This window comes from Pseudolactococcus plantarum (assembly GCF_002441715.1).
Lineage (GTDB): Bacteria > Bacillota > Bacilli > Lactobacillales > Streptococcaceae > Pseudolactococcus > Pseudolactococcus plantarum.
The window spans coordinates 56,337-77,611 of the sequence record NZ_JXJX01000006.1; the positions used below are offsets into that span (position 1 = coordinate 56,337).

A 21,275-nucleotide genomic window follows, 5' to 3' on the forward strand; every position below is an offset into this window, starting at 1 on the left:
GATAGGTACATAAAAAAAGCAGTTCATTTGTTGAAATGAATTGCTTTTTATTAAACCTTAAAAGTTAATAATGGTATATTTTTTCTTACCACGACGAATCACGGTTAATTGTGATTCCAGTTTATCTGCATCACCAATGACATACTCTAGACTAGTTTGTCTATCTCCATTAATATAAATAGCGCCATTTGAGATGTCTTCACGAGCTTGACGACGACTAGGTGAGATTTTAGCATCTACTAAGAGATTAACTAAATTACCATCAAAATCGGCAGCCACGGTAAAGTTAGGCACATCAGATAGGCCTGTTTTAATATCTTTAACAGATAATGATTTGATATGACCATCAAATAATTGTTGAGAGATATGTACAGCATTGTCGTAAGCAGTTTCACCATGAACAAGTGTTACAACTTCTTTAGCTAATGTTTTTTGTGCTAAACGTTCGTGTGGTGCTGCTTCGAATGCTTTAGCAATGTCATCTATTTCATCAAGGCTTAGGAAAGTAAAAATTTTGAGAAATTTTACTGCATCAGCATCGGCTACATTTAGCCAAAATTGATAAAATTCATAAGGGGAGGTTTTATCTGCATCTAGCCAAACAGCATTACCTTCTGATTTACCAAACTTTTTACCAGTAGAGTCTGTAATTAAAGGCACTGTAATGACGTGTGTGTCATTACCAGATTTTTTACGGATGAGATCTGTCCCAGCAATCATATTACCCCATTGGTCTGATCCGCCGATTTCTAAGGTAACGCCATAGTTTTCGTTGAGTTGATAAAAATCATAGCCTTGTAGAATTTGATAAGCAAATTCAGTATATGAGATCCCTGTTTCAATCCGTTTCTTCACAGATTCCTTACTCATCATGTAGTTAATTGTAAAGTGCTTACCAACATCTCGTAAAAATTCGAGAATATTCATTTGTGAAAACCAGTCATAGTTGTTAACGACTGTTGCAGCGTTCTCGCCTTCAAAGCTTAAGAAACGAGAGAGTTGTTGCTTAATTGCAGCAGACCAAGCGGCTACTGTTTCAGTTGTTTGAAGTGAGCGTTCGGCATCCTTAAAAGATGGGTCACCAATCATGCCTGTAGCACCACCGACTAACGCAACAGGTTGATGACCAGCTAACTGAAGGCGTCTCATGTTTAGAATCGGTACTAGATGTCCCAGATGAAGTGAATCAGCTGTCGGATCATAGCCAGAATAAAATTTAATAGAGTCTTCGGTTAATGCTTTGATCAAAGCAGCTTCATCAGTTGTTTGAAAAATCAAACCACGCGCTTTTAGTTCTTCAAAAATATTCATGTTAGTCATCCTTATGTACAGTCTTTTTCTAATTTTTATAAATTAAGTCTATTATACCAAAAATTAGCCGTTTTGTTAGTACTTATCTGTCTGATATCAGGTAATAATATTAGTCAAGGTATTCCTTTATTAAGACGATATATATCAATCATCAGGGGAGTTGTTCATCTTAAGCTTTATATGTTGCCATTTATTAATAAAATATCTCATAATTTAGTGCAATAACTGATGTGATAGTATGTAAAATAATAGAGTTATGTTATAATTTAACATATGACAAAAGAAATATCAGATAGAAAACGTAAGTCAAAAAAAACGTCTATAAAACATAAAACTCACCCCAAAAAGCAACAGACTGATAGTAAGACAATTTTAGGCACGACCTTTATTGTGGTGCGCGGATTATCTATTATTTTTGCTATTATGCTAAGCGTTGGTGCTGTTTTTGCGTTCTCAACAGGGACAGGCTATTTGATGAGCCTAATCACAGATGTAAAAGTCCCATCTGTCAATACACTGACCGATAAGATTAATACAATTCATGAAGCATCTGTCATCAATTATAGTAATGGTCAAAAAATTTCTGATATCTCGAGCGATCTCATCAGAACAAAAGTTTCTAGTGAAAACATTTCACAAAATGTGAAAAATGCTTTGATTGCAACCGAAGATGAAAACTTTAAATCTCATAAAGGTGTTGTGCCTAAAGCTTTTTTTAGAGCAATTTTAGGTGAATCAACAGGTGGCGCAAGTTCTGGTGGTTCAACGATAACGCAGCAATTAATTAAGCAGCAAATTCTTGGAGATTCACCCACTTTTAAGCGTAAAGCAACAGAGATGGTGTATGCACTAGAACTTGAAAAACACTTGAGCAAAGATCAAATTTTAACAGATTATTTAAATGTATCCCCCTTTGGTCGTAACAATAAAGGACAAAATATCTCAGGTGTTGAGGAAGCTGCGCAAGGTATTTTTGGTAAATCTAGTAAAGACTTAACCGTGCCAGAAGCTGCCTTTATCGCTGGACTACCTCAAAGTCCGATAACTTATGCGCCTTATAACGCTGATGGGTCACTGAAGTCAAAAGAAAATATGCAGTATGGGTTAGCAAGACAAAAAGAAGTTTTATTTAACCTATATCGTAATGATTATATTTCTAAGAAAGAATACACTGCCTATAAAGATTACGATATATCAACAGAATTTATCGCTACAGGTAGTGCAGAATCAGCCAGTCATGGTTATCTGTACCACGTTGTCTATAATGAAGCTTTCGATAAAGTTTATGACTATCTGATTAAAACGGATAAGGTGTCGGAATCTGATCAAGGTAATGATGCAGTTAAAGCAAGTTACCAAAAACTAGCAGCAAGTAAATTATCAGAAGGTGGTTATACAGTCACTGCAACGATTGATCAAAATATTTATCAAGCTATGCAAACAGCGGTAGCTAACTATGGTTATCTGTTACAAGATGGAACAGGTGAAAATCAAACTGGTAATGTCTTGATGGATAATCAAACTGGTGCAGTCATTGGATTTGTGGGTGGCTTAAATTATAACACCAATCAAAATAACCATGCCTTTGATACACATCGTGATCCTGGATCATCGATTAAACCGATTGTTGCTTATGGTCCAGCTATAGATATGGGATTAATGGGAAGCGCTAGTCGTTTATCTAACTATCCTGCTAAATATAGTGATGGCACGCAGATTATGCATGACACCTCAGCAGGGACACAAGAAATGATGACGTTACAAGATGCCCTAGATACCTCATGGAACGTGCCAGCCTATTGGACTTACCAAACAATTTTGAAAGCTGGTAAGTCTGTCAAACCTTACATGAGTAAGATGAATTATGGGATTAAAGATTACAGCATAGAATCTCTGCCGTTAGGTGGTGGTATTGAGCCAACTGTTGTGCAACATACAAATGGCTATCAAGCTTTACTAAATGGTGGTAAATATGAACCCTACTATGTTGTTGACAGCATCAAAGATGATACAGGTAAAGAAATCTATAAGCATGAGAGTCAACCAGTTCAAGTTTATTCGAAAGCTACCTCATCTATCATGGCAGAATTGCTTAAAGGACCGATTAAGTCTCAAAAAACAACGACGTTTTATGGACAGTTATCTGGTCTGAACCCAGCACTTGCAAGCGCAGACTGGGTTGGTAAAACAGGAACATCTAACAATTTTTCTGATGTATGGTTGATGGTTGGCACACCAGCAGTGACTTTAAGCTCTTGGGTAGGTCATGATGATAATACGCCTATGGCTGCCATGACTGGATATTTGAATAACTCGCAATATGTTGCACAATTGGCTAATGCTATTTATCAAGCTAATCCTGGTGTATTTGGCATCAATCAAAAATTTGCAATGGATCCATCAGTTACTAAATCAACAGTTTTAGTATCAACTGGTGAAAAACCTGGGACAATTACAGGTGGCGGTTTTAAAAATGTTGCAGTATCAGGTGCAACAACAACCTCTAACTGGGCAACACCTGATGGCGCCCCAAGCACACAATATAAATTTGCAATCGGCGGTAGTGATAGTGATTATGCTGATGCTTGGAGCAAGATTTTGGGTAAAAAATAGGACTGTAAGGTTCTAGAAGGATATCTACAATGTAAGTTTGTAGATATTTTTTTATGGATAACTATGGGTTGAAATAGTTGAAGTGTATGTTACAAGTAGAAGACTGTCATTTTTAAAAGAAGGTGGTTTTATGATAACAGGTATCCTTTACCGATAGGCATTAAGGAGGCGATCCTAATCATATGTTTTATAGTGTTTTTAGGACTTGCTGTACTTGATCGATGGTCTTGGTGGTATTTTTGTATGACTTTACTTTGATTCCTAATCTCATATTATGCAGGTAGCATAAAAAAGTAAAAAACTAGATGTCGTCTAGTTTTTTACTTTTTTTAGTTTATTTTATACAGTGCACACTAGTTTATCAACTATATAGGTTTTATATCATGTTTAATCTAATGTAGCAAAATTAGTCCTGCTTTAAAATTTCTCCATCGCTAACTTGAAACACAGTGAGGTTTTCAGGCAGATGTTTGAGATGATCTAACGTTGTGGTGGTAATAAAAGTTTGTGTTTTACCAATCACAAGAGACAGTAAATCAAGTTGGCGCTGATTATCTAATTCACTCATGACATCATCCAGTAATAAGATAGGGTATTCGCCGGTTTCTTGGAAGACAAGGTCAATCTCAGCTAATTTGATAGATAATGCAGTTGTACGTTGCTGACCTTGGGATCCAAAATTAGCGATATCGATGTCATTGACTACGAACTGCAGATCATCACGATGAGGGCCAACAGATGTTTGCTTACGAAATAGGTCATTTTGTCTCGCATTTCTTAATGCTTCTGCAAAATCTTGTTTAACATTTTGAGCATAAGTGATGACTAATTTCTCTTTACCATGACTGAGTTTATCATGTAATTTGGTTGAGATGGTCAGTAAATTGTCAACAAATTTCTGGCGATGTGCCATGACTTTTGTCCCATATGAAACAAGTTGATCATCTAAAACGTCTAGAAAATGAAGATCAATTTTATGAAGATCAAATTTTAAGTAGCTATTTCGCTCTTTTAATGTCTTATTATAAGACATTAAGTCGTGAAGATAGACTGGATAAATCTGACCAATTTCTATATCCATAAATCGGCGTCGTATACTAGGTGCACCTTTGATGATGGCTAGATCCTCTGGTGCAAACATGATGACATTCAAATTGCCAATATAGTCAGCTAATCGATTTTCTTTTAGATGATTGGCTTTAGCGATACGTCCTTTAGTAGTCAGGCTAACTTCTAACGGAATCGTCATGTTTTTTTTCAGCACATGAGCAGACACACGCATTTCCTTCTCGCCCCATGTAATCAAATCTTTGTCAGTATGTGTGCGATGACTTCTTGTTAACGCAAGAAAAAAAATGCTTTCGGCAATATTGGTTTTACCTTGAGCGTTTTGGCCGACAAAGATATTCAGGTTGGGATCAAGATCGAGATGGAGTTCTTGATAATTTCGGAAATGATGAAGAGATAAGTCAGAAATGATCATGTATTGTTATTTTGCACCTGGGAATTTTGGTTTGTTGGTTTTGCGTTTGAAATATTGTTCTTTGTTATTGGCAGCAGTTTTTTGACGTCCAGCAGCTTTTTTGTTATTAGCATTTAATGTTTTAACTATCGCTTTCACACGAGCTTCTTCTTCAAGTTCAGCTTGACGTTCAGCTATTTCAGTAGCAGTTGCAGCAACAATATTCAGTTTAAGCCCTAAATCTGGAAATTCAAGTACATCCCCATCAAAAAGTTTTTTTCCACGTCTATTTTCATAACTGCCATTATATAAGACATCATTATTGGCTAAAAAGTTTTTAGCAGCGCCACCAGTTTCAATAATTGCGGCATCCTTTAAAAGCTTGCCTAGTGTGATAAATTCATCGTAAATCGTATAAGTATTCATATCTCATTTTAACATAAAAACAGAGCTTGTAACCGAAATACAAAAATAAAAGATTTTAGGTTGTCTGGATAAGTTAAAGTAGATGAATTCTTATCTTGAATTGCTACAGTCAAGCTCATAATTTTGGTATAATGGAAACTATAAAAAGGAAAAGTATGAAACTTAAAACGAATGTTAATTTACATATTATAAAAGAAAAAAAGTTTAAAACAGTTCAATTTTTGGTGCGTTTTAGAACAAAAATGTCTAGAGAAACGGTCGCAAAGCGTGTGATCATTTCAAATCTGTGGGAGACTTCAAATGCTGTTTTGACAACAAGTCAACAGTTTCAAAAAAAATTATCTAGCATGTATGGAGCAAGTTTTACAAGTAGTGTGTCTAAAAAAGGCGATAACCACTTTTTGTCTATAGGTATGCGCGTCGTGCATCCAAAATACATAGCAGATGATACGGTTAAAGATGCGATATCTCTGATACGTCAAGCTATCTTTATGCCATTAGTTGATGAAATAGGTTTTGATGCAGCAACATTTGATCGTGAAAAGAAAAATCTAGTACACTATTTAGTCTCTACTCGTGAGGATAAATCGTATGTTGCATCGACAAAATTAGCAGGTCTTTTTTTTGATGATCAGGATGTAGCAACACCAAGCATTTCGAACGCAGTATTATTGGAAAAAGAAACACGCCAAAGTGTTTATGCCTATTATCAAGAAATGATTAACACAGACGCGATAGATATTATCGTTCTAGGGGATATAGATCCAGATGAAACGAAAGCGATCACGGATGCCTTTTCAAACTTCCCATTTACAGATCGTCAGTCATTGACGTCGATTTTTTATGAACAAGCTAATCATCACGATGTAAAGCTGTTAACTGAGAAAGAAGAGGTCAACCAGTCGATTTTGCAATTAGCTTATCGACATACAGTGCAATACGGAGATCAAGATTATTTGAGTATGCAAGTACTGAATGGTGTCTTAGGTGGTTTTTCACATGCCAAGTTATTTACGACTGTCAGAGAAAAAGAAAGTTTAGCTTATTATGCAAACTCAAGATTCGATACGTTTACAGGACTTCTGAAAATTTCAGCTGGTATTGATGCGTCAGATCATGATAAAGCATTAGCATTGATAAAAGCACAGGTCAACGCCATCGTACAGGGAGAAATTTCTGATAATGAATTAGCGCAAACAAAGAGTATGTTGAAAAATGCCTACTTTTTAGCCTTAGATTCTCCGACTAATCTAATAGAACAGGCTTACATAAAGTCGCTGTTACCAGAGCATTACCTGGATATGGTTGATTGGCTAAACAAATTAGATGCAGTCACAAAAGCTGATGTAGTTGAACTTGCGTCTAAGCTAAGGTTGCAAGCGGTATATTTTATGGAAGGAGACACGCTTGGAGATTAAACGCTATCCACAGGTTGGAGAGACGCTTTATAAAGAAGTACTAGATAATGGCCTCGTCGTCTACTATCTACCTAAACCGGACTTTCATAAAACATATGGTCTTTTTACGACAAATTTTGGCAGTCTAGATACCACATTTGTACCACGTGGTAGCGAAACGATGAAGACATTTCCAGAAGGCATTGCACATTTTTTAGAGCACAAGTTGTTTGAAAAAGAAGCTGGTGATGCCATGAACTTTTTTGGCGAATTAGGTGCCAACTCGAATGCCTTTACCAGTTTTTCACGGACATCCTACTTATTTTCTACTCGAGAACAAATCGACAAGAGTGTTGCTTTATTGCTTGATTTTGTGCAAGAACCTTATTTTACTCAGACTTCAGTAGAAAAAGAACAAGGCATTATCACACAAGAAATTCAGATGTACCAAGATGATGCAGACTTTCGCTTGTTTTTTGGTTTATTACAGAATCTCTATCCCAATTCACCATTGGCTTCTGATATAGCAGGGACGCCCCAGAGTATCAGAGAAATTTCAGCAGATGATCTTTATGACAATTATCATACCTTTTATCATCCAGCTAATATGACTTTGTTTCTAACCGGTCCTTTTGATGTCCCAAGCATGGCAACATTAGTTGAAAAAAATCAGGCTCAAAAAAAGTTTGGTACCGCATCAGACATCGAACGTGCGCCATTTAAACCTGGAAAACAGGTGATGTCAAATTCACTATATTTTGACGTTACGATGCCTAAACTTGCTTTAGGCTTTAGAGGCTATGATACATTACCAGCAGAAGACTTAGCGCGTTTTGAGTATAAACTTGCCGTTCAAGTGATGTTGACAATGCTTTTCGGAAATACTAGTAGTCAGTATGAAAGGCTCTATAACCAAGGCTTAATCGATGATTCTTTTGGATTTGATTTTGAGGTGACACCTCAATATCACTTTGTCAGTATGACATCAGATACCCTACAGCCAATAAAACTTGCTAAAATTTTGCGTGATACACTAAAAAGTTATAGAATAGAAAGTGATTTCAATTTAGCTCATCTAGATATGATCAAAAAAGAATTGTTAGGGGATTACTATAAATCATTAAATTCACCTGAATTTATAGCAAATCAATTTTCATCAAATTTATTTGACACTGTTAACTTTTTTGATTTCCCTGTTATGTTATCAGCCCTAACAATCGAAAAAATAGCACACTATGCAGATAGATTTGTAAAAGATATGTGTGCAACTGAATTTATTTTGATGCCCAAACAAGGTGAAGAAGATGAGGATTTTGTGTCCGAAAACTGAATATAAGATGATACAACAGTGAAATAAAAAGACATACATCAAACAAAGAAGGGGGTTCTCGTGGTAGAAAAAACAGTTGGTCAAGTTTTACGCGCAAAGCGTGCAACACTTGATATGACGCTTAAGCAAGTAGAAGACTATACAAAGATTCAAAAAACATATATTATTGCCTTGGAACAAGACGATTACGATGCGCTTCCAGGGGACTTTTATATCAAAGCATATTTAAAACAATATGCTGAGCGTCTAGGTCTAGATTCCGATCAGTTGATAGATGCTTATGAAGAGGGGGCGATGATCGAAGTAGATGAACCGATTGATCATTCTGTAAACTATCGGTTTATCAAGCCCTCAGAACGCGATGATCAAGAACAGGTAACGAATGCTCGAAAAACGTGGCGATATTATCTACCTATTACAATTCTAGGTGGTGTTGCTTGTTTGATTGTTATTGCTATCTCAATCGTCGTACTCTTGAATAATCCTAAAAAAGATGACATAGCTGAAAATTTATACACTGTTTCCGCATCATCTAGCGTGTCTACGAAAAGTAGTCAAAAACAAGAAAAAAAATCAACTCCTGAAAGTTCGTCGGCACCTACCCCAGCAACTCCTAAAACAGAGATTCAGGTGACAGGACAAGGTCAAACGTTGACTGCAAAAGTGAAACATGCACCTAACCCTGTTAAGGTGAATCTGAGTGTCGCTGAGAACACAGAAATCTGGTTAGGCATGACAAATTCTGATTTAGCTGGTGGACAAGTCACACTAACTAGTCAAACACCAGTTGTCGCCACCTTGAGTGATAAGACAACGGTATTAACAGTTGGTAAAACATCAGGGTTAATGATCAACATCGGTGATACCCCACTTGATTTATCTAGTATTGGTGCACCTGATACACCTGCAACCCTAACGATTGAAATAGAATAGAGATAAAGATGAAATTTACCAAAGAAAATTTACCAAATAATTTAACGATTGCACGTATTTTTGCAATACCAGTTTTCCTTTTGATTTTAGTATTGGGCGGACAGTCGCAAAGTTGGCAAATTGTGGCAGCCATTTTGTTTGCAATCGCATCTGCAACGGATTGGTTAGACGGTTATTTAGCTAGAAAGTGGAATATCGTCTCTAATTTCGGGAAATTTGCGGATCCCTTAGCTGACAAAATGTTAGTGATGGCAGCGTTTATTATGCTAATACCACTTAACTTGGCACCAGCATGGGTGATTGCAATTATTATTTGTCGTGAATTAGCTGTGACTGGTCTACGCCTACTCTTGGTAGAACAAGGTGGTGTTGTCATGGCTGCAGCCTTACCTGGGAAAATTAAAACATTTACACAAATGTTATCAATTATTTTCTTATTATTAGGATTGACGATGATTGGCACTATTTTCCTATATATCTGTCTTGTTGCTACGATTTATTCAGGCTACGATTATTTTGCAAAAAATATGGGTGTTTTCAAGGATGTAGCGTGATTTTTTCTCGTTAAAATCTTGCAAATTAGGACTGACTAATATATAATTAAGTGAAGAGAGCGGCGGTATCTGAAAAGCCGAATGAACGTGACAGATAACTGATAGGTGGCGACTTTATAGCTAAAAAGCTAGGTATTTCTAGGAAACCAAGGTGGTACCACGATATTATCGTCCTTGAGCGTGTGTTTTTTGCGCTCTTGGGCGTTTTCTTATAGATAGTTGAGAGGATATAAGGTAAGGATGAAATTACAAAGACCTAAAGGGACAAATGATATTTTACCCGGAGAAAGTGAAAAATGGCAGTTTGTAGAAGAAAAGATGAGACAAGTATTTTCTGATTATCATTTTAGTGAAATTAGAACACCAATTTTTGAACATTATGAAGTGATCTCACGTTCTGTTGGAGATACGACTGATATTGTGACAAAAGAGATGTATGATTTCTATGATAAAGGGGATCGACATGTCACGCTTCGCCCTGAAGGGACAGCACCTATCGTTCGCTCATATGTTGAAAACAAGAAATTTGCACCAGAAGTTCAAAAACCTTTTAAGGTATACTATACTGGACCTATGTTTCGTTATGAGCGTCCACAAGCAGGTAGACTCCGTGAATTTCATCAAATTGGTGTAGAAAATTTTGGTTCAAATAATCCAGCTACAGATGTCGAAACAATTGCGATGGCTAAAGCATTCTTTGATGCATTAGGTGTTAAAGATATTAAACTTGTGATTAATTCATTAGGTGATAGTGAAACGCGCACCCAATACCGTGAAGCTTTGATCGCTTACTTATCACAACATTTAGATCAGCTGTCATCAGATTCAAAACGTCGATTACATGACAATCCATTACGTGTATTAGATTCTAAAGAACAAGCGGATATTGCTATCGTAAAAGACGCACCATCTATCTTAGATTTCCTATCTGAGGCGAGCCAACAACACTTGAGTGCTGTTACAACAATGTTAGATAGTTTAGGCATTGCTTATCAGATAGATCAAAATATGGTACGTGGTCTAGATTATTATAACGATACGATTTTTGAGTTTATGACAACGATAAAAGGAAAAGAGTTGACATTATGTGGTGGTGGACGCTACGATGGGCTTGTTAGTTACTTTGGTGGTCCGGATACACCAGCTTTTGGCTTTGGTCTTGGTGTAGAACGTCTACTGTTGGTATTAGAGGCACAAAATATTGCATTACCTGTCGTCAACTCATTAGCTGTTTATGTTGTTGTTTTAGGGGACAGTGCGAATATCGCTGCATTGAAATTAGTGCAATCGTTACGTAACCAAGGATATGCAGTAGAGCGCGATGTCCTTAATCGTAAGATTAAGCAACAGTTTAAGTCAGCAGAGGAATTTGGTGCTAGAACGATTATTACTTTAGGAGAATCAGAAGTCGCTTCAGGTGATGTTACTGTTAAAAATAATGTGACGCGTCAGTCAGTTAACACAACCTTAGCAGAAATCGAAGAGAATTTTGATGATGTATTTGAGAAAGTTACAAAGTAATGGCTGATAAACTGAAACTATTAATGGGATTATCAGCGCTATCCATAGCTGCTAGTCTTTATCAAATGCTTACAAGTACACATCGTGTTGGTAGTACGTTTTTGGTCATTTACTGTGCTGTGGTTGTGCTTTTTAATAGAGATAGGGCAATTTCTAAAAGTAAACTTGCGATGGTGGTTGTAATCCTGACACTTGTATTACAATTTTGGGTCACAATCTCTACACGATAAAACAGGCTATTACTTTAGTATTCAATTTTTAAAAGTTCAGAAAGGACAAAACATATGAAGCGTACCATGTATGCGGGAGCAGTTCGTTTAGCACACTTAGAACAGACGATTACCCTTAAAGGATGGGTATCACGACGTAGAGATTTGGGCGGTTTGATTTTTATTGATTTACGTGACCGTGAAGGGATTATGCAGCTGGTTGTTAATCCGGAGCTTGTATCAAAAGAAGTATTAGCTACAGCAGAAAGCCTAAGAAGTGAGTATGTGGTTGAAGTCACTGGTAGAGTATCGGCAAGAACGCAAGCCAATCATAAATTAGCAACGGGTGAGGTTGAACTTGAAGTATCAGCGTTAACGATTTTAAACACTGCAAAGACAACACCATTTGAGATAAAAGATAATCTTGAAGCTAGTGATGACACACGCCTGCGTTATCGTTACTTAGATTTACGTCGCCCTGAGATGTTAGCTAATTTAAAATTAAGACATCAAGTGACAAAGTCGATTCGTCATTATTTAGATGATCTTGACTTTATTGATGTTGAAACACCAATGTTAACAAAATCAACACCAGAAGGTGCGCGTGATTATCTGGTACCTAGTCGTGTGTCCCAAGGACATTTTTATGCCTTACCACAATCTCCACAAATCACCAAACAGTTGTTAATGAATGCTGGTTTTGACCGCTATTACCAAATTGTTAAGTGTTTTAGAGATGAGGATTTACGTGGGGACCGACAACCTGAGTTTACACAAGTGGATTTAGAAACTGCCTTTCTAGATGAAACAGAGATTCAAGAGTTGACAGAAGGCCTGATTGCAAAGGTCATGAAAGAGACTAAAGACATCACCGTAAGTTTGCCATTCCCACGGATATCATATGATGATGCCATGAATCGATATGGCTCTGATAAGCCCGACACTAGGTTTGAGATGGAGCTTGTAGATATCACAGCTATTGCGAAACGCGCTGATTTTAAAGTGTTTACGCAAGCATCAGCCATCAAAGCAATTGTTGTTAAAAACCTGGCAGATCGTTACTCGCGTAAAGATATTGATAAACTAACAGAATTTGCTAAGCAATTTGGCGCTAAAGGACTTGCTTGGGTGAAATTCTCAGATCAAGTTTTTGCAGGACCAATTGCTAAATTTTTACCAGATATTGCAGATGATTTAACAAAAGCCTTGTCCTTGACAGAGAACGATCTCGTCTTATTTGTGGCAGACGATCTAGACGTTGCCAATACAACCTTAGGTGCGATACGTAGTCGAATAGCTAAAGAACAGGACTTGATTGCGCCAGATCAATATAACTTTTTATGGGTAGTTGATTGGCCAATGTTTGAGTGGAGTGAAGAAGAATCTCGCTATATGAGTGCGCATCACCCTTTTACATTACCAACACAAGACAGTGCTCCTGAACTTGAAGGGGACTTGTCAAAAGTTCGTGCAGTTGCTTATGATATTGTCTTAAATGGCTATGAATTAGGCGGTGGTAGCTTACGGATTAATCAAAAAGAGCTTCAAGAACGTATGTTTACAGCACTTGGTTTCACAAAAGAAGCAGCTAATGAACAATTTGGCTTCTTATTAGAAGCGATGAATTATGGTTTTCCACCACATGGCGGACTAGCACTTGGACTTGATCGATTTGTCATGTTATTAGCTGGTAAAGATAATATACGAGAAGTTATTGCATTTCCAAAAAATAATAAAGCAACTGATCCGATGACACAAGCACCTAGCGATGTGTCAGACCAACAACTTGATGAACTTAATTTAAAAATTGGGAAATAAAGATGATGAATCTGATTAGAAATATATCTGTCGAGAAATTGATGCAAAAGTTTTCAGCATCAGTCGTTTATGCGATACTATCAGCTGTCGCGCTAAATTTATTTTTTCAACCGGGACATGTCTATTCAAGTGGTATTACAGGTTTAGCACAAATATTTACAACGTTATCTGTGAATATCATTGGACAGAATTTACCGGTGTCCATTACTTTATACTTACTGAATCTACCTTTACTGATACTTGCCTGGTTTAAGATTGGTAAACAATTTACAATTTATACTGTGCTTACGGTTACTTTAAGTTCAGTATTCATTCATATTATTCCTCAGTATACCTTGGCTACTGACCCAATCATTAATGCGATTTTTGGTGGTGCTATTATGGGATCTGGCATTGGCTATGCTTTACGTAGTGGTATTTCCAGTGGTGGAACAGATATTATCAGTTTATATATCCGTAAAAAAACAGGTCGTCAAGTCGGTAACATCAGTTTAATATTTAATGGTGTGATTGTTATCGTGGCAGGAATACTTTTTGGCTGGCAATATATGTTTTATTCGCTTTTAACAATCTTTGTTTCAAGTCGTGTCACAGATGCGATTTATACGAAACAAAGAAAACTGCAAGCGACAATTGTGACTAAAAATCCTGAGGTAGTCATTCAAGCACTACACGAATTATTACATCGTGGTGTCACGGTTGTCAACTCTGCTGAAGGTGGGTATTCACACATCGATATGACACTGTTGATCACGATTATTACACAAGCAGAATACCAAGAGTTTAAATACATCATGAAAACAGTTGATCCACATGCTTTTGTATCAATAGTTGAAAATGTTAAGGTGCTAGGACGCTTTGTTGAAGATGAGGCGTAATCGGATACAGCGTTTTTCATAAAATTATGACCCTATCATGAGTTAACCTTGGTACTAAAGATAGGAGCATTAGATGATAAAACAAACTAGATTTCATCCAATAAATTTTATAATGATTGCTTTAGGGACTGCGATCTATGCGTTTGGATTTGTTAATTTTAATATGGCTAATCAGCTTGCAGAAGGTGGTATTAGTGGTTTTACCTTGATTGGCCATGCACTTTTTAATATCAATCCAGCTTACTCACAGTTGCTACTTAATCTACCTCTATTTTTCCTCGGTAGTAAAATATTTGGTAAGAAAGAGATGATTTATACCATACATGGCACGATTTGTATGTCACTTGCCATCTGGGTTTTTCAAAAGATTAATTTTAATATCGATATCAGCCACGATATGCTGATTGCTGCTTTACTTGCTGGTATTTTTGCTGGTATAGGTGTTGGTATCGTCTTTCGATTTGGTGGAACGACAGGTGGTGCGGATATCATTGGTCGTTATGTAGAGCAAAAAAGAGGGATTGCTATTGGGCAAAGTCTCTTCATACTAGATATTTTAGTGCTGACACTTTCTTTAAGCTATATAGATGTACAACATATGATGTATACAGTGATTGCGAGTTTTGTATTCAGTCAAGTTGTTGCTGTTGTGCAAAATGGTGGCTATACTGTTCGCGGTATGTTAATTATTAGCGAGCATCATGAAGCAATTTCTGCTAAAATCATGTCAGAAGTTAAGCGTGGAGCAACTTATCTAAAAGCAGAAGGCGTTTACTCAGCCCAAGATAAAAAAGTGATTTATGTTGTCTTAAGTCCTAGTCAGGTGCTTATCGTCAAAAACTTATTAGCAGAAATTGACCCAGATGCGTTCATCTCGATTATTAATGTTCACGAGGTGATAGGCAGTGGCTTTACCTATGAATAAGAGCATGTATAACAGCATATTACGATGGGTTGGCAAACAAATAAGTTAAGGCATAATATGAAAAAACCTATGATACCAAGTATCATAGGTTTTTTAAATAGTCATCAAAGATTGCAACTATTTCTGCAGACGTGTTAGCTTGATTAATGGCTAATTTGACTTTGGCGGCACGTGGTGCCCCTTTAAGATAATAGGCTGCGTGCTGACGAAACTCACGAGAACCAGTATCATCTCCTTTTAGATCAGTTAAACGTACGAGATGTATCTTAGCGGTTTCAATTTTTTCAGCAATTGTTGGTTCTGGGAGATCCTCTCCTGTTTCAAGGAAATGACTTGTTCGTTTTAACATCCATGGATTGCCCAAGGCTGCTCGACCAATCATCACAGCATCAACGCCTGTTTCATCAAGCATTCTTTTGGCATCCTCAGGTGTTCTAACATCCCCATTACCAATAAAAGGAATCGTCATTTTACTCGCTACTTGTGCTAAGATATCCCAATTTGCACTACCTTCATACATCTGTGCACGTGTTCTGCCGTGCATCGCAACAGCACCTGCTCCGGCTTTTTCAGCTGCTAAAGCATTTTCAACAGGAAATAAATGCTCATTATCCCAACCAGTTCTCATCTTAACAGTGATTGGAAGTGCTACTGATGATGCGACAGCAGATACGACATCGTAAATTTTGTCGGGATCAAGTAGCAAACGTGAGCCAGACTCGTTTTTAGTTACTTTAGGAACTGGACATCCCATGTTGATATCAATGATATCAGCAGTTGTATGCGCTTCTACAAATTTAGCAGCTTCTACTAATGTTGTTGCATCACCACCAAAAATTTGGATGGATAGTGGGTTTGGAATGCCATCAAAATCGAGCATAGAGAGTGTTTTCGCATTTCGATGTTCAATCCCTTTATCAGAAATCATCTCTGTGACGACGAGTCCTGCACCAAATTCTTTAGCTAAACTTAAGAATGCTTTATTTGAGATACCGGCCATAGGCGCAAGTACCATTCTTTTATTGATCTCAACATTGCCAATTTTCCATGGCGTTGTATAGTTATTCATCATTTTTTATCAATTCTTTCAAATCATTTTCGGAAAAATTGTATACTGTTTCGCAAAACTGACAAATAATTTCAGCGCCGTGATTTTCAGTAATTAATTTTTCAATTTCGGTGTTGCCTAAACTTTGAATCCCATCAGAAAACCTTGATTTTGAACAATCACAGTGGAAAGCTAAATCAGATTCTGATAATATTTTATATTGGTCCTGCCCGTAGATGGCATCTAAGATCGCCTTAGAATGATCGTACGATTGTAATAATTTAGAAATGGCTGGCATGGCTTGAATTCTTGATTCAAAAGCAGCAATTTCTTTTTCAGGGGCATCAGGCATGACTTGAACTAAAAAGCCACCTGCAACTTTAACAGTTTCATCCTCATTTAATAAGACATTTAATCCTATAGCAGATGGTGTTTGTTCAGAGGTCGTTAGATAATAGGCTAGGTCTTCTCCAATCTCACCTGAAATTAAAGGTGTCTGACCAGTATAAGGCGTTTTGAGTCCCATATCTTTGACTACTGAAAACCATCCTTGTCCAACTAAGTCGCCAACGAGTACTTCACCTGTTGAGCCACGTTTATAATCCACGTTTGGTTCTTTGATATAGCCCTTAACGTTTCCTTTTGTATCTGCGACAGCAATTATCATCGTGATGGCGCCATTACTTTGGACGCGTACAGTGATTGTATCATTCCCTTTTTGGTTTGCACCCAACATTTGTGCTGCGATCAAGGTCCGCCCTAAAGCAACTGTAGAACTCGACCAAGTGTTGTGGCGTTTTTGAGCTTCAGAAACAGTTTGCGTGGCATCAAGCGCATATGCTCTAAAATAACCGTCGTTCGATAGTGTCTTGATAATCTTATCCATACTAACCATTTTATCATAAATGTTGTGTAACTGCAGAGAGGTTGACTGATAAATCTAGTCGTGTTAGTAGCTAAACTTAGTAAATTAATCATAAAAAGACCACAAAGGGTCTTTTTATGATGCTTATCAGCATGGCCTAGTCATGACTAGGAAGGGAGAGGTATTTTTCAGCAATTTTTCGATCACCAGGATAAGGAACACGACTGCCATTTACGATCTGAAAAGCATCTACGCCTTTTCCAGCAATGATGACCGCATCGTCTGCTCCTGTAGTTTGGTTAAGTGCCGTTTCTATTGCAAGTTCTCGGTCTACGATGATCGCAACTTCTCGGGTGATAAACCCTGAAATTTCGCGAGCAATCTCAGCAGGGTCTTCAAAGTTAGGATCATCAGCTGTTAAAATAACTTGAATATCAGGCAGCGTGTTTAAAAGTTCACCGATACCTTGCCTGCGACTTTCGCCTTTATTGCCAGTTGTCCCTATAACCACAATGAGTTTACCAGTTTGATGTGGTCGTACGACATTAATTAATTTTTCTAAGCTATCAGCATTATGTGCATAGTCTACAAAAATTTTGGCACCGTTATGTTGAGATAGTACCTCCATACGTCCGGGGACGGTTGTTTCTGCGATACCTAGTTTAATATCTGTTAGACTAGCCCCTAATTGTTGTGCAGCTAGAGCAGCAGATAGTGCATTTTCCTGATTGAAATGTCCGATTAACTGGATGTCAAACCTTTCTCCCATCGCCTCAAAACTAAATGCTTTAGAGTTTGTGATCGGATAAGGAGAAGTGTCGCCATAAAAGGTATGTTCACATGTTAATTGAGACTTAATGAACTCGATATGTGCCATTTCAGCATTGACAACAGCGTACTTTGAATTCGCAAGTAGCTGTCGTTTACAGTAAAAATAATCTTCAAATGTAGGATGTTCAATCGGACCGATATGGTCTGGAGAAATATTTAAGAAAACACCAACATCGAAAACTAAGCCATAAACGCGTGCAGTTTTGTAGGCTTGCGAAGAGACTTCCATGACTAGGTGTGTCATCCCATTGTTAACGGCCTCGCGCATCATACGAAACAGGTCAATACTTTCAGGTGTTGTCAGCTTAGATTTGAAAAACGTTCTCCCATCAAGTGTCGTATCCATTGTTGAAAACATAGCTGTCTTATTGTGATTATGCTGATCTAATATGTTTTTGGCAAAATAAGCTGCAGTTGTTTTGCCTTTTGTACCTGTAAAGGCAAGTGTTTTGAGTGAAGTTTGTGGATGATCATAAAAACTCATGGCAATTAAACTCATGGCATGTTTGACATCATGAACAATGATAGCTGGTATATCAACCTCATAGTCAATTTCAGAAATATAAAACGGAATCGCTAAATCAATTAGAAATTCTCGCTTAAACTGTATGCCTTTAGCAAAAAAAAGAGTTTGACTTGATGTGTCGCGACTATCATAAGATAGTTTATCAAACGATAGGTCAACACATCCATCATTAAAGTATTCTCCTTTAATAATCATATCTCGAAAGTTTTCATCAGTTTTTAAAATATCTAGCACAGTTGTCAAAGTTATCATACCTTCATTATATCATATCTCTGTATGCATATGGTTTGGTAATCGGCTGCCTTTTCCTAAAAGAAATGCATCATATAACTTATGATCACTTGTGTTAATAAGTTAAAATATAGTCAACTTCGGTCTGATTTTGGTAAACTGGTTCATAAGGAGTATGTGATATGCCAGAATTACCAGAAGTCGAAACAGTGCGTCGAGGTCTGAATAACCTCGTACGTGGTCAAAAAATCATGAGTGTAAAGCTAAATTATCAACGGATGATTCAGTCTGATTTAGCTGAGTTTTTATCATATTTACCTGGAAAAGAGATCATCAACATTGGCCGACGAGGTAAATACTTACTATTTGAGTTGTCTGAAAAAACGTTAGTTAGTCATTTGAGGATGGAAGGAAAATACCATCTTTTTCCCACACAAGCGTTACCAATTAATAAACATTTTCACGCTTTTTTTGAGTTATCCAATGGACAAACATTGGTTTATCAGGATGTGAGGAAGTTTGGTACCATGGAGTTGGTTGATAATTTAAATCTAGAGCAATTTTTTAAGACTAAGAAATTAGGTCCAGAACCTGTTGCTTCAGACTTTTTACTCGCACCTTTTCAAGATAAACTGATCCATAGTCAAAAAAAAATCAAACCCTTTTTACTAGAGCAGTCGCTTGTGGTGGGGCTGGGAAATATATATGTGGATGAAGCATTATGGCTGGCCAAAATTCATCCATCAGAACTCGCAAAAAATTTATCATCAAACGATGTGTCAGTGCTTAGGGAAAGTATTATTAATGTATTGGCTGCAGGGGTGAAAAGAGGTGGATCAACCATACGGAGCTATAAGAACGCATTTGGCGTTGCTGGTAATATGCAAGATTACTTAACTGTTTACGGTAAAAAATCTCAGCCTTGTCCAGTATGCGGTACACCCATAGAAAAATATAAACTTGCAGGCAGAGGGACGCATTTTTGCCCGACTTGTCAGAAATTAAAGAAAAGTTGAGTAAGTTGTGGCTATTTTACATATATATATATGTAGACGAAAATGCTATAATTAAAAAGATTTGACAGTTTCTTTATAAAACTATATACTAGTGTTAGTTAAAAAAACTAACACGAATTGTGAAACAGACTAGGAGAACTAAAGTGGCAAAAAAAGCTAAAAAAAATCTAGATGATGTGACTAAAAAATTTGGTGATGAGCGTGAAAAAGCACTTAACGATGCCTTAAAAACGATCGAAAAAGACTTTGGTAAAGGTGCCTTGATGCGTTTAGGTGATAAGGCAGAACAAAAAGTCCAAGTGATGAGTTCAGGCTCTTTAGCGCTAGATATTGCATTAGGTGTAGGTGGGTATCCAAAAGGCAGAATCATCGAAGTCTATGGACCTGAGTCTTCAGGTAAAACAACGGTTGCACTTCACGCGGTTGCACAAGCACAAAAAGAAGGTGGTATTGCGGCCTTTATTGATGCTGAGCATGCGCTTGATCCAGCTTATGCAGCATCGTTAGGTGTTAATATAGATGAATTATTATTATCTCAACCAGATTCAGGAGAACAAGGCCTTGAAATTGCAGGAAAATTAATTGATTCTGGTGCGATCGATCTTGTTGTTATTGACTCAGTAGCCGCATTGGTACCACGTGCTGAGATTGATGGTGACATTGGAGATTCTCATGTCGGCTTACAAGCACGTATGATGTCTCAAGCCATGCGTAAACTCTCATCTTCGATTAATAAAACTAAAACCATCGCTATTTTTATCAACCAGCTACGCGAAAAAGTCGGTGTCATGTTTGGTAATCCTGAGACAACACCTGGTGGTCGTGCCTTAAAATTCTATGCGTCTGTTCGTTTAGATGTTCGTGGTAATACACAGATAAAAGGGACGGGTGAAGATAAAGATACGGCGATGGGTAAAGAAACTAAAATTAAAGTCGTCAAAAATAAAGTCGCTCCACCATTTAAAGTTGCAGAAGTAGAGATTATGTTTGGAGAAGGTATCTCTCAAACTGGTGAATTAGTCAAAATTGCAACAGATTTAGATATTATCAAAAAATCAGGAGCCTGGTTTGCGTATAATGATGAAAAAATAGGTCAAGGTTCCGAAAAAGCTAAGTTGTACTTGAAAGAACATCCTGAAGTATTTGAAGAGATTGATCATAAGGTCCGCAAGCACTTTGGTTTGATTGATGAGGCATCATTACCTGAAAAATCTGATAAAAGTAGTCAACCTAAAGATGAAAAATCTGAATCAGAGCTTGTATCCCTTGATCTTGATACGATAGAAATCGAAGATTGATATATCGTTAGAAAAATACATATTTAATGATATTTTGATGAGATTTAAAAAAATATTACATTAAATCTTAGTTTTATAAAGAA

At 37.1% G+C, this 21,275-nt stretch carries 18 protein-coding genes; 12 read left to right on the forward strand and 6 right to left on the reverse strand.

The genetic code is table 11. From position 1 onward, the window contains the following. Window positions 1–57: 57 nt before the first annotated feature. The gene (gene tyrS / locus RU87_RS04785) at window positions 58–1,311 is read right to left on the reverse strand and encodes a tyrosine--tRNA ligase (RefSeq protein ID WP_068161755.1); all 1,254 of its coding nucleotides are present in this window, start codon (window positions 1,309–1,311) and stop codon (window positions 58–60) included. Between the two features lie 273 nt (window positions 1,312–1,584). On the opposite strand from tyrS, the gene RU87_RS04790 reads away from it, so the two are divergent. Continuing rightward, entirely contained in the window at window positions 1,585–3,924 is a 2,340-nt protein-coding gene (locus RU87_RS04790; RefSeq protein WP_068161758.1) for a transglycosylase domain-containing protein, read from the forward strand. Between the two features lie 406 nt (window positions 3,925–4,330). Here RU87_RS04790 and recF read toward each other — a convergent pair whose 3' ends face one another. Beyond that, complete coding sequence (gene recF / locus RU87_RS04795) at window positions 4,331–5,407, reverse strand: DNA replication/repair protein RecF (RefSeq protein WP_068161760.1); 1,077 nt, start codon at window positions 5,405–5,407, stop codon at window positions 4,331–4,333. Window positions 5,408–5,413: 6 nt separating this feature from the next. Beyond that, on the reverse strand, window positions 5,414–5,812 hold the full coding sequence (yaaA, locus tag RU87_RS04800; RefSeq protein ID WP_068161763.1) for a S4 domain-containing protein YaaA: 399 nt from the start codon (window positions 5,810–5,812) through the stop codon (window positions 5,414–5,416). A 155-nt stretch (window positions 5,813–5,967) separates the two neighbouring features. On the opposite strand from yaaA, the gene yfmF reads away from it, so the two are divergent. The 9 genes from yfmF to RU87_RS04845 all read left to right on the forward strand — a co-directional run bounded on the left by yfmF (window position 5,968) and on the right by RU87_RS04845 (window position 15,377). Further along, a complete protein-coding gene (gene yfmF / locus RU87_RS04805) occupies window positions 5,968–7,230 on the forward strand; it encodes an EF-P 5-aminopentanol modification-associated protein YfmF (protein ID WP_068161767.1) in 1,263 nt (420 codons plus the stop codon). Beyond that, window positions 7,220–8,539 carry an EF-P 5-aminopentanol modification-associated protein YfmH gene (gene yfmH / locus RU87_RS04810; RefSeq protein ID WP_068161770.1) on the forward strand — a complete coding sequence of 440 codons (1,320 nt, stop codon included), beginning with the start codon at window positions 7,220–7,222 and terminating at the stop codon, window positions 8,537–8,539. Before yfmF ends, yfmH begins: the two co-directional genes overlap by 11 nt. Before the next feature lie 60 nt (window positions 8,540–8,599). Then, the gene (locus tag RU87_RS04815) at window positions 8,600–9,472 is read left to right on the forward strand and encodes a helix-turn-helix domain-containing protein (protein WP_068161772.1); all 873 of its coding nucleotides are present in this window, start codon (window positions 8,600–8,602) and stop codon (window positions 9,470–9,472) included. 8 nt (window positions 9,473–9,480) lie between these two features. After that, window positions 9,481–10,026, forward strand: coding sequence for a CDP-diacylglycerol--glycerol-3-phosphate 3-phosphatidyltransferase (gene pgsA, locus RU87_RS04820; protein ID WP_068161775.1), 546 nt, complete (start codon window positions 9,481–9,483; stop codon window positions 10,024–10,026). Window positions 10,027–10,266: 240 nt separating this feature from the next. Continuing rightward, window positions 10,267–11,547, forward strand: coding sequence for a histidine--tRNA ligase (gene hisS, locus RU87_RS04825; RefSeq protein WP_068161779.1), 1,281 nt, complete (start codon window positions 10,267–10,269; stop codon window positions 11,545–11,547). Further along, window positions 11,547–11,777 carry a hypothetical protein gene (locus RU87_RS04830; protein ID WP_068161782.1) on the forward strand — a complete coding sequence of 77 codons (231 nt, stop codon included), beginning with the start codon at window positions 11,547–11,549 and terminating at the stop codon, window positions 11,775–11,777. Before hisS ends, RU87_RS04830 begins: the two co-directional genes overlap by 1 nt. Window positions 11,778–11,831: 54 nt before the next feature. Then, entirely contained in the window at window positions 11,832–13,574 is a 1,743-nt protein-coding gene (aspS, locus tag RU87_RS04835) for an aspartate--tRNA ligase (protein WP_068161785.1), read from the forward strand. A 2-nt stretch (window positions 13,575–13,576) separates the two neighbouring features. Then, window positions 13,577–14,452, forward strand: coding sequence for a YitT family protein (locus RU87_RS04840; RefSeq protein ID WP_082782151.1), 876 nt, complete (start codon window positions 13,577–13,579; stop codon window positions 14,450–14,452). 73 nt (window positions 14,453–14,525) lie between these two features. Further along, entirely contained in the window at window positions 14,526–15,377 is an 852-nt protein-coding gene (locus tag RU87_RS04845; protein WP_068161791.1) for a YitT family protein, read from the forward strand. A gap of 82 nt (window positions 15,378–15,459) precedes the next feature. Here the strand turns inward: RU87_RS04845 and dusB are convergent, their stop codons facing one another. The 3 genes from dusB to RU87_RS04860 form a co-directional block, all read right to left on the reverse strand. Continuing rightward, the gene (dusB, locus tag RU87_RS04850; protein ID WP_068161793.1) at window positions 15,460–16,449 is read right to left on the reverse strand and encodes a tRNA dihydrouridine synthase DusB; all 990 of its coding nucleotides are present in this window, start codon (window positions 16,447–16,449) and stop codon (window positions 15,460–15,462) included. After that, window positions 16,439–17,311: an Hsp33 family molecular chaperone HslO gene (hslO, locus tag RU87_RS04855; RefSeq protein ID WP_068161797.1), complete on the reverse strand. Its 873-nt coding sequence runs from the start codon at window positions 17,309–17,311 to the stop codon at window positions 16,439–16,441. The genes dusB and hslO overlap by 11 nt, the downstream gene beginning before the upstream one ends. 136 nt (window positions 17,312–17,447) lie before the next feature. Continuing rightward, complete coding sequence (locus RU87_RS04860) at window positions 17,448–18,899, reverse strand: UDP-N-acetylmuramoyl-L-alanyl-D-glutamate--L-lysine ligase (protein WP_068161801.1); 1,452 nt, start codon at window positions 18,897–18,899, stop codon at window positions 17,448–17,450. Window positions 18,900–19,060: 161 nt separating this feature from the next. Here RU87_RS04860 and mutM point away from each other — a divergent pair, with 161 nt between their 5' ends. Together mutM and recA are read left to right on the forward strand one after the other, a co-directional pair. Continuing rightward, entirely contained in the window at window positions 19,061–19,894 is an 834-nt protein-coding gene (mutM, locus tag RU87_RS04865; RefSeq protein ID WP_096835817.1) for a DNA-formamidopyrimidine glycosylase, read from the forward strand. Window positions 19,895–20,037: 143 nt separating this feature from the next. Further along, on the forward strand, window positions 20,038–21,192 hold the full coding sequence (recA, locus tag RU87_RS04870) for a recombinase RecA (protein WP_068161807.1): 1,155 nt from the start codon (window positions 20,038–20,040) through the stop codon (window positions 21,190–21,192). The last annotated feature ends 83 nt before the right edge of the window (window positions 21,193–21,275 follow it).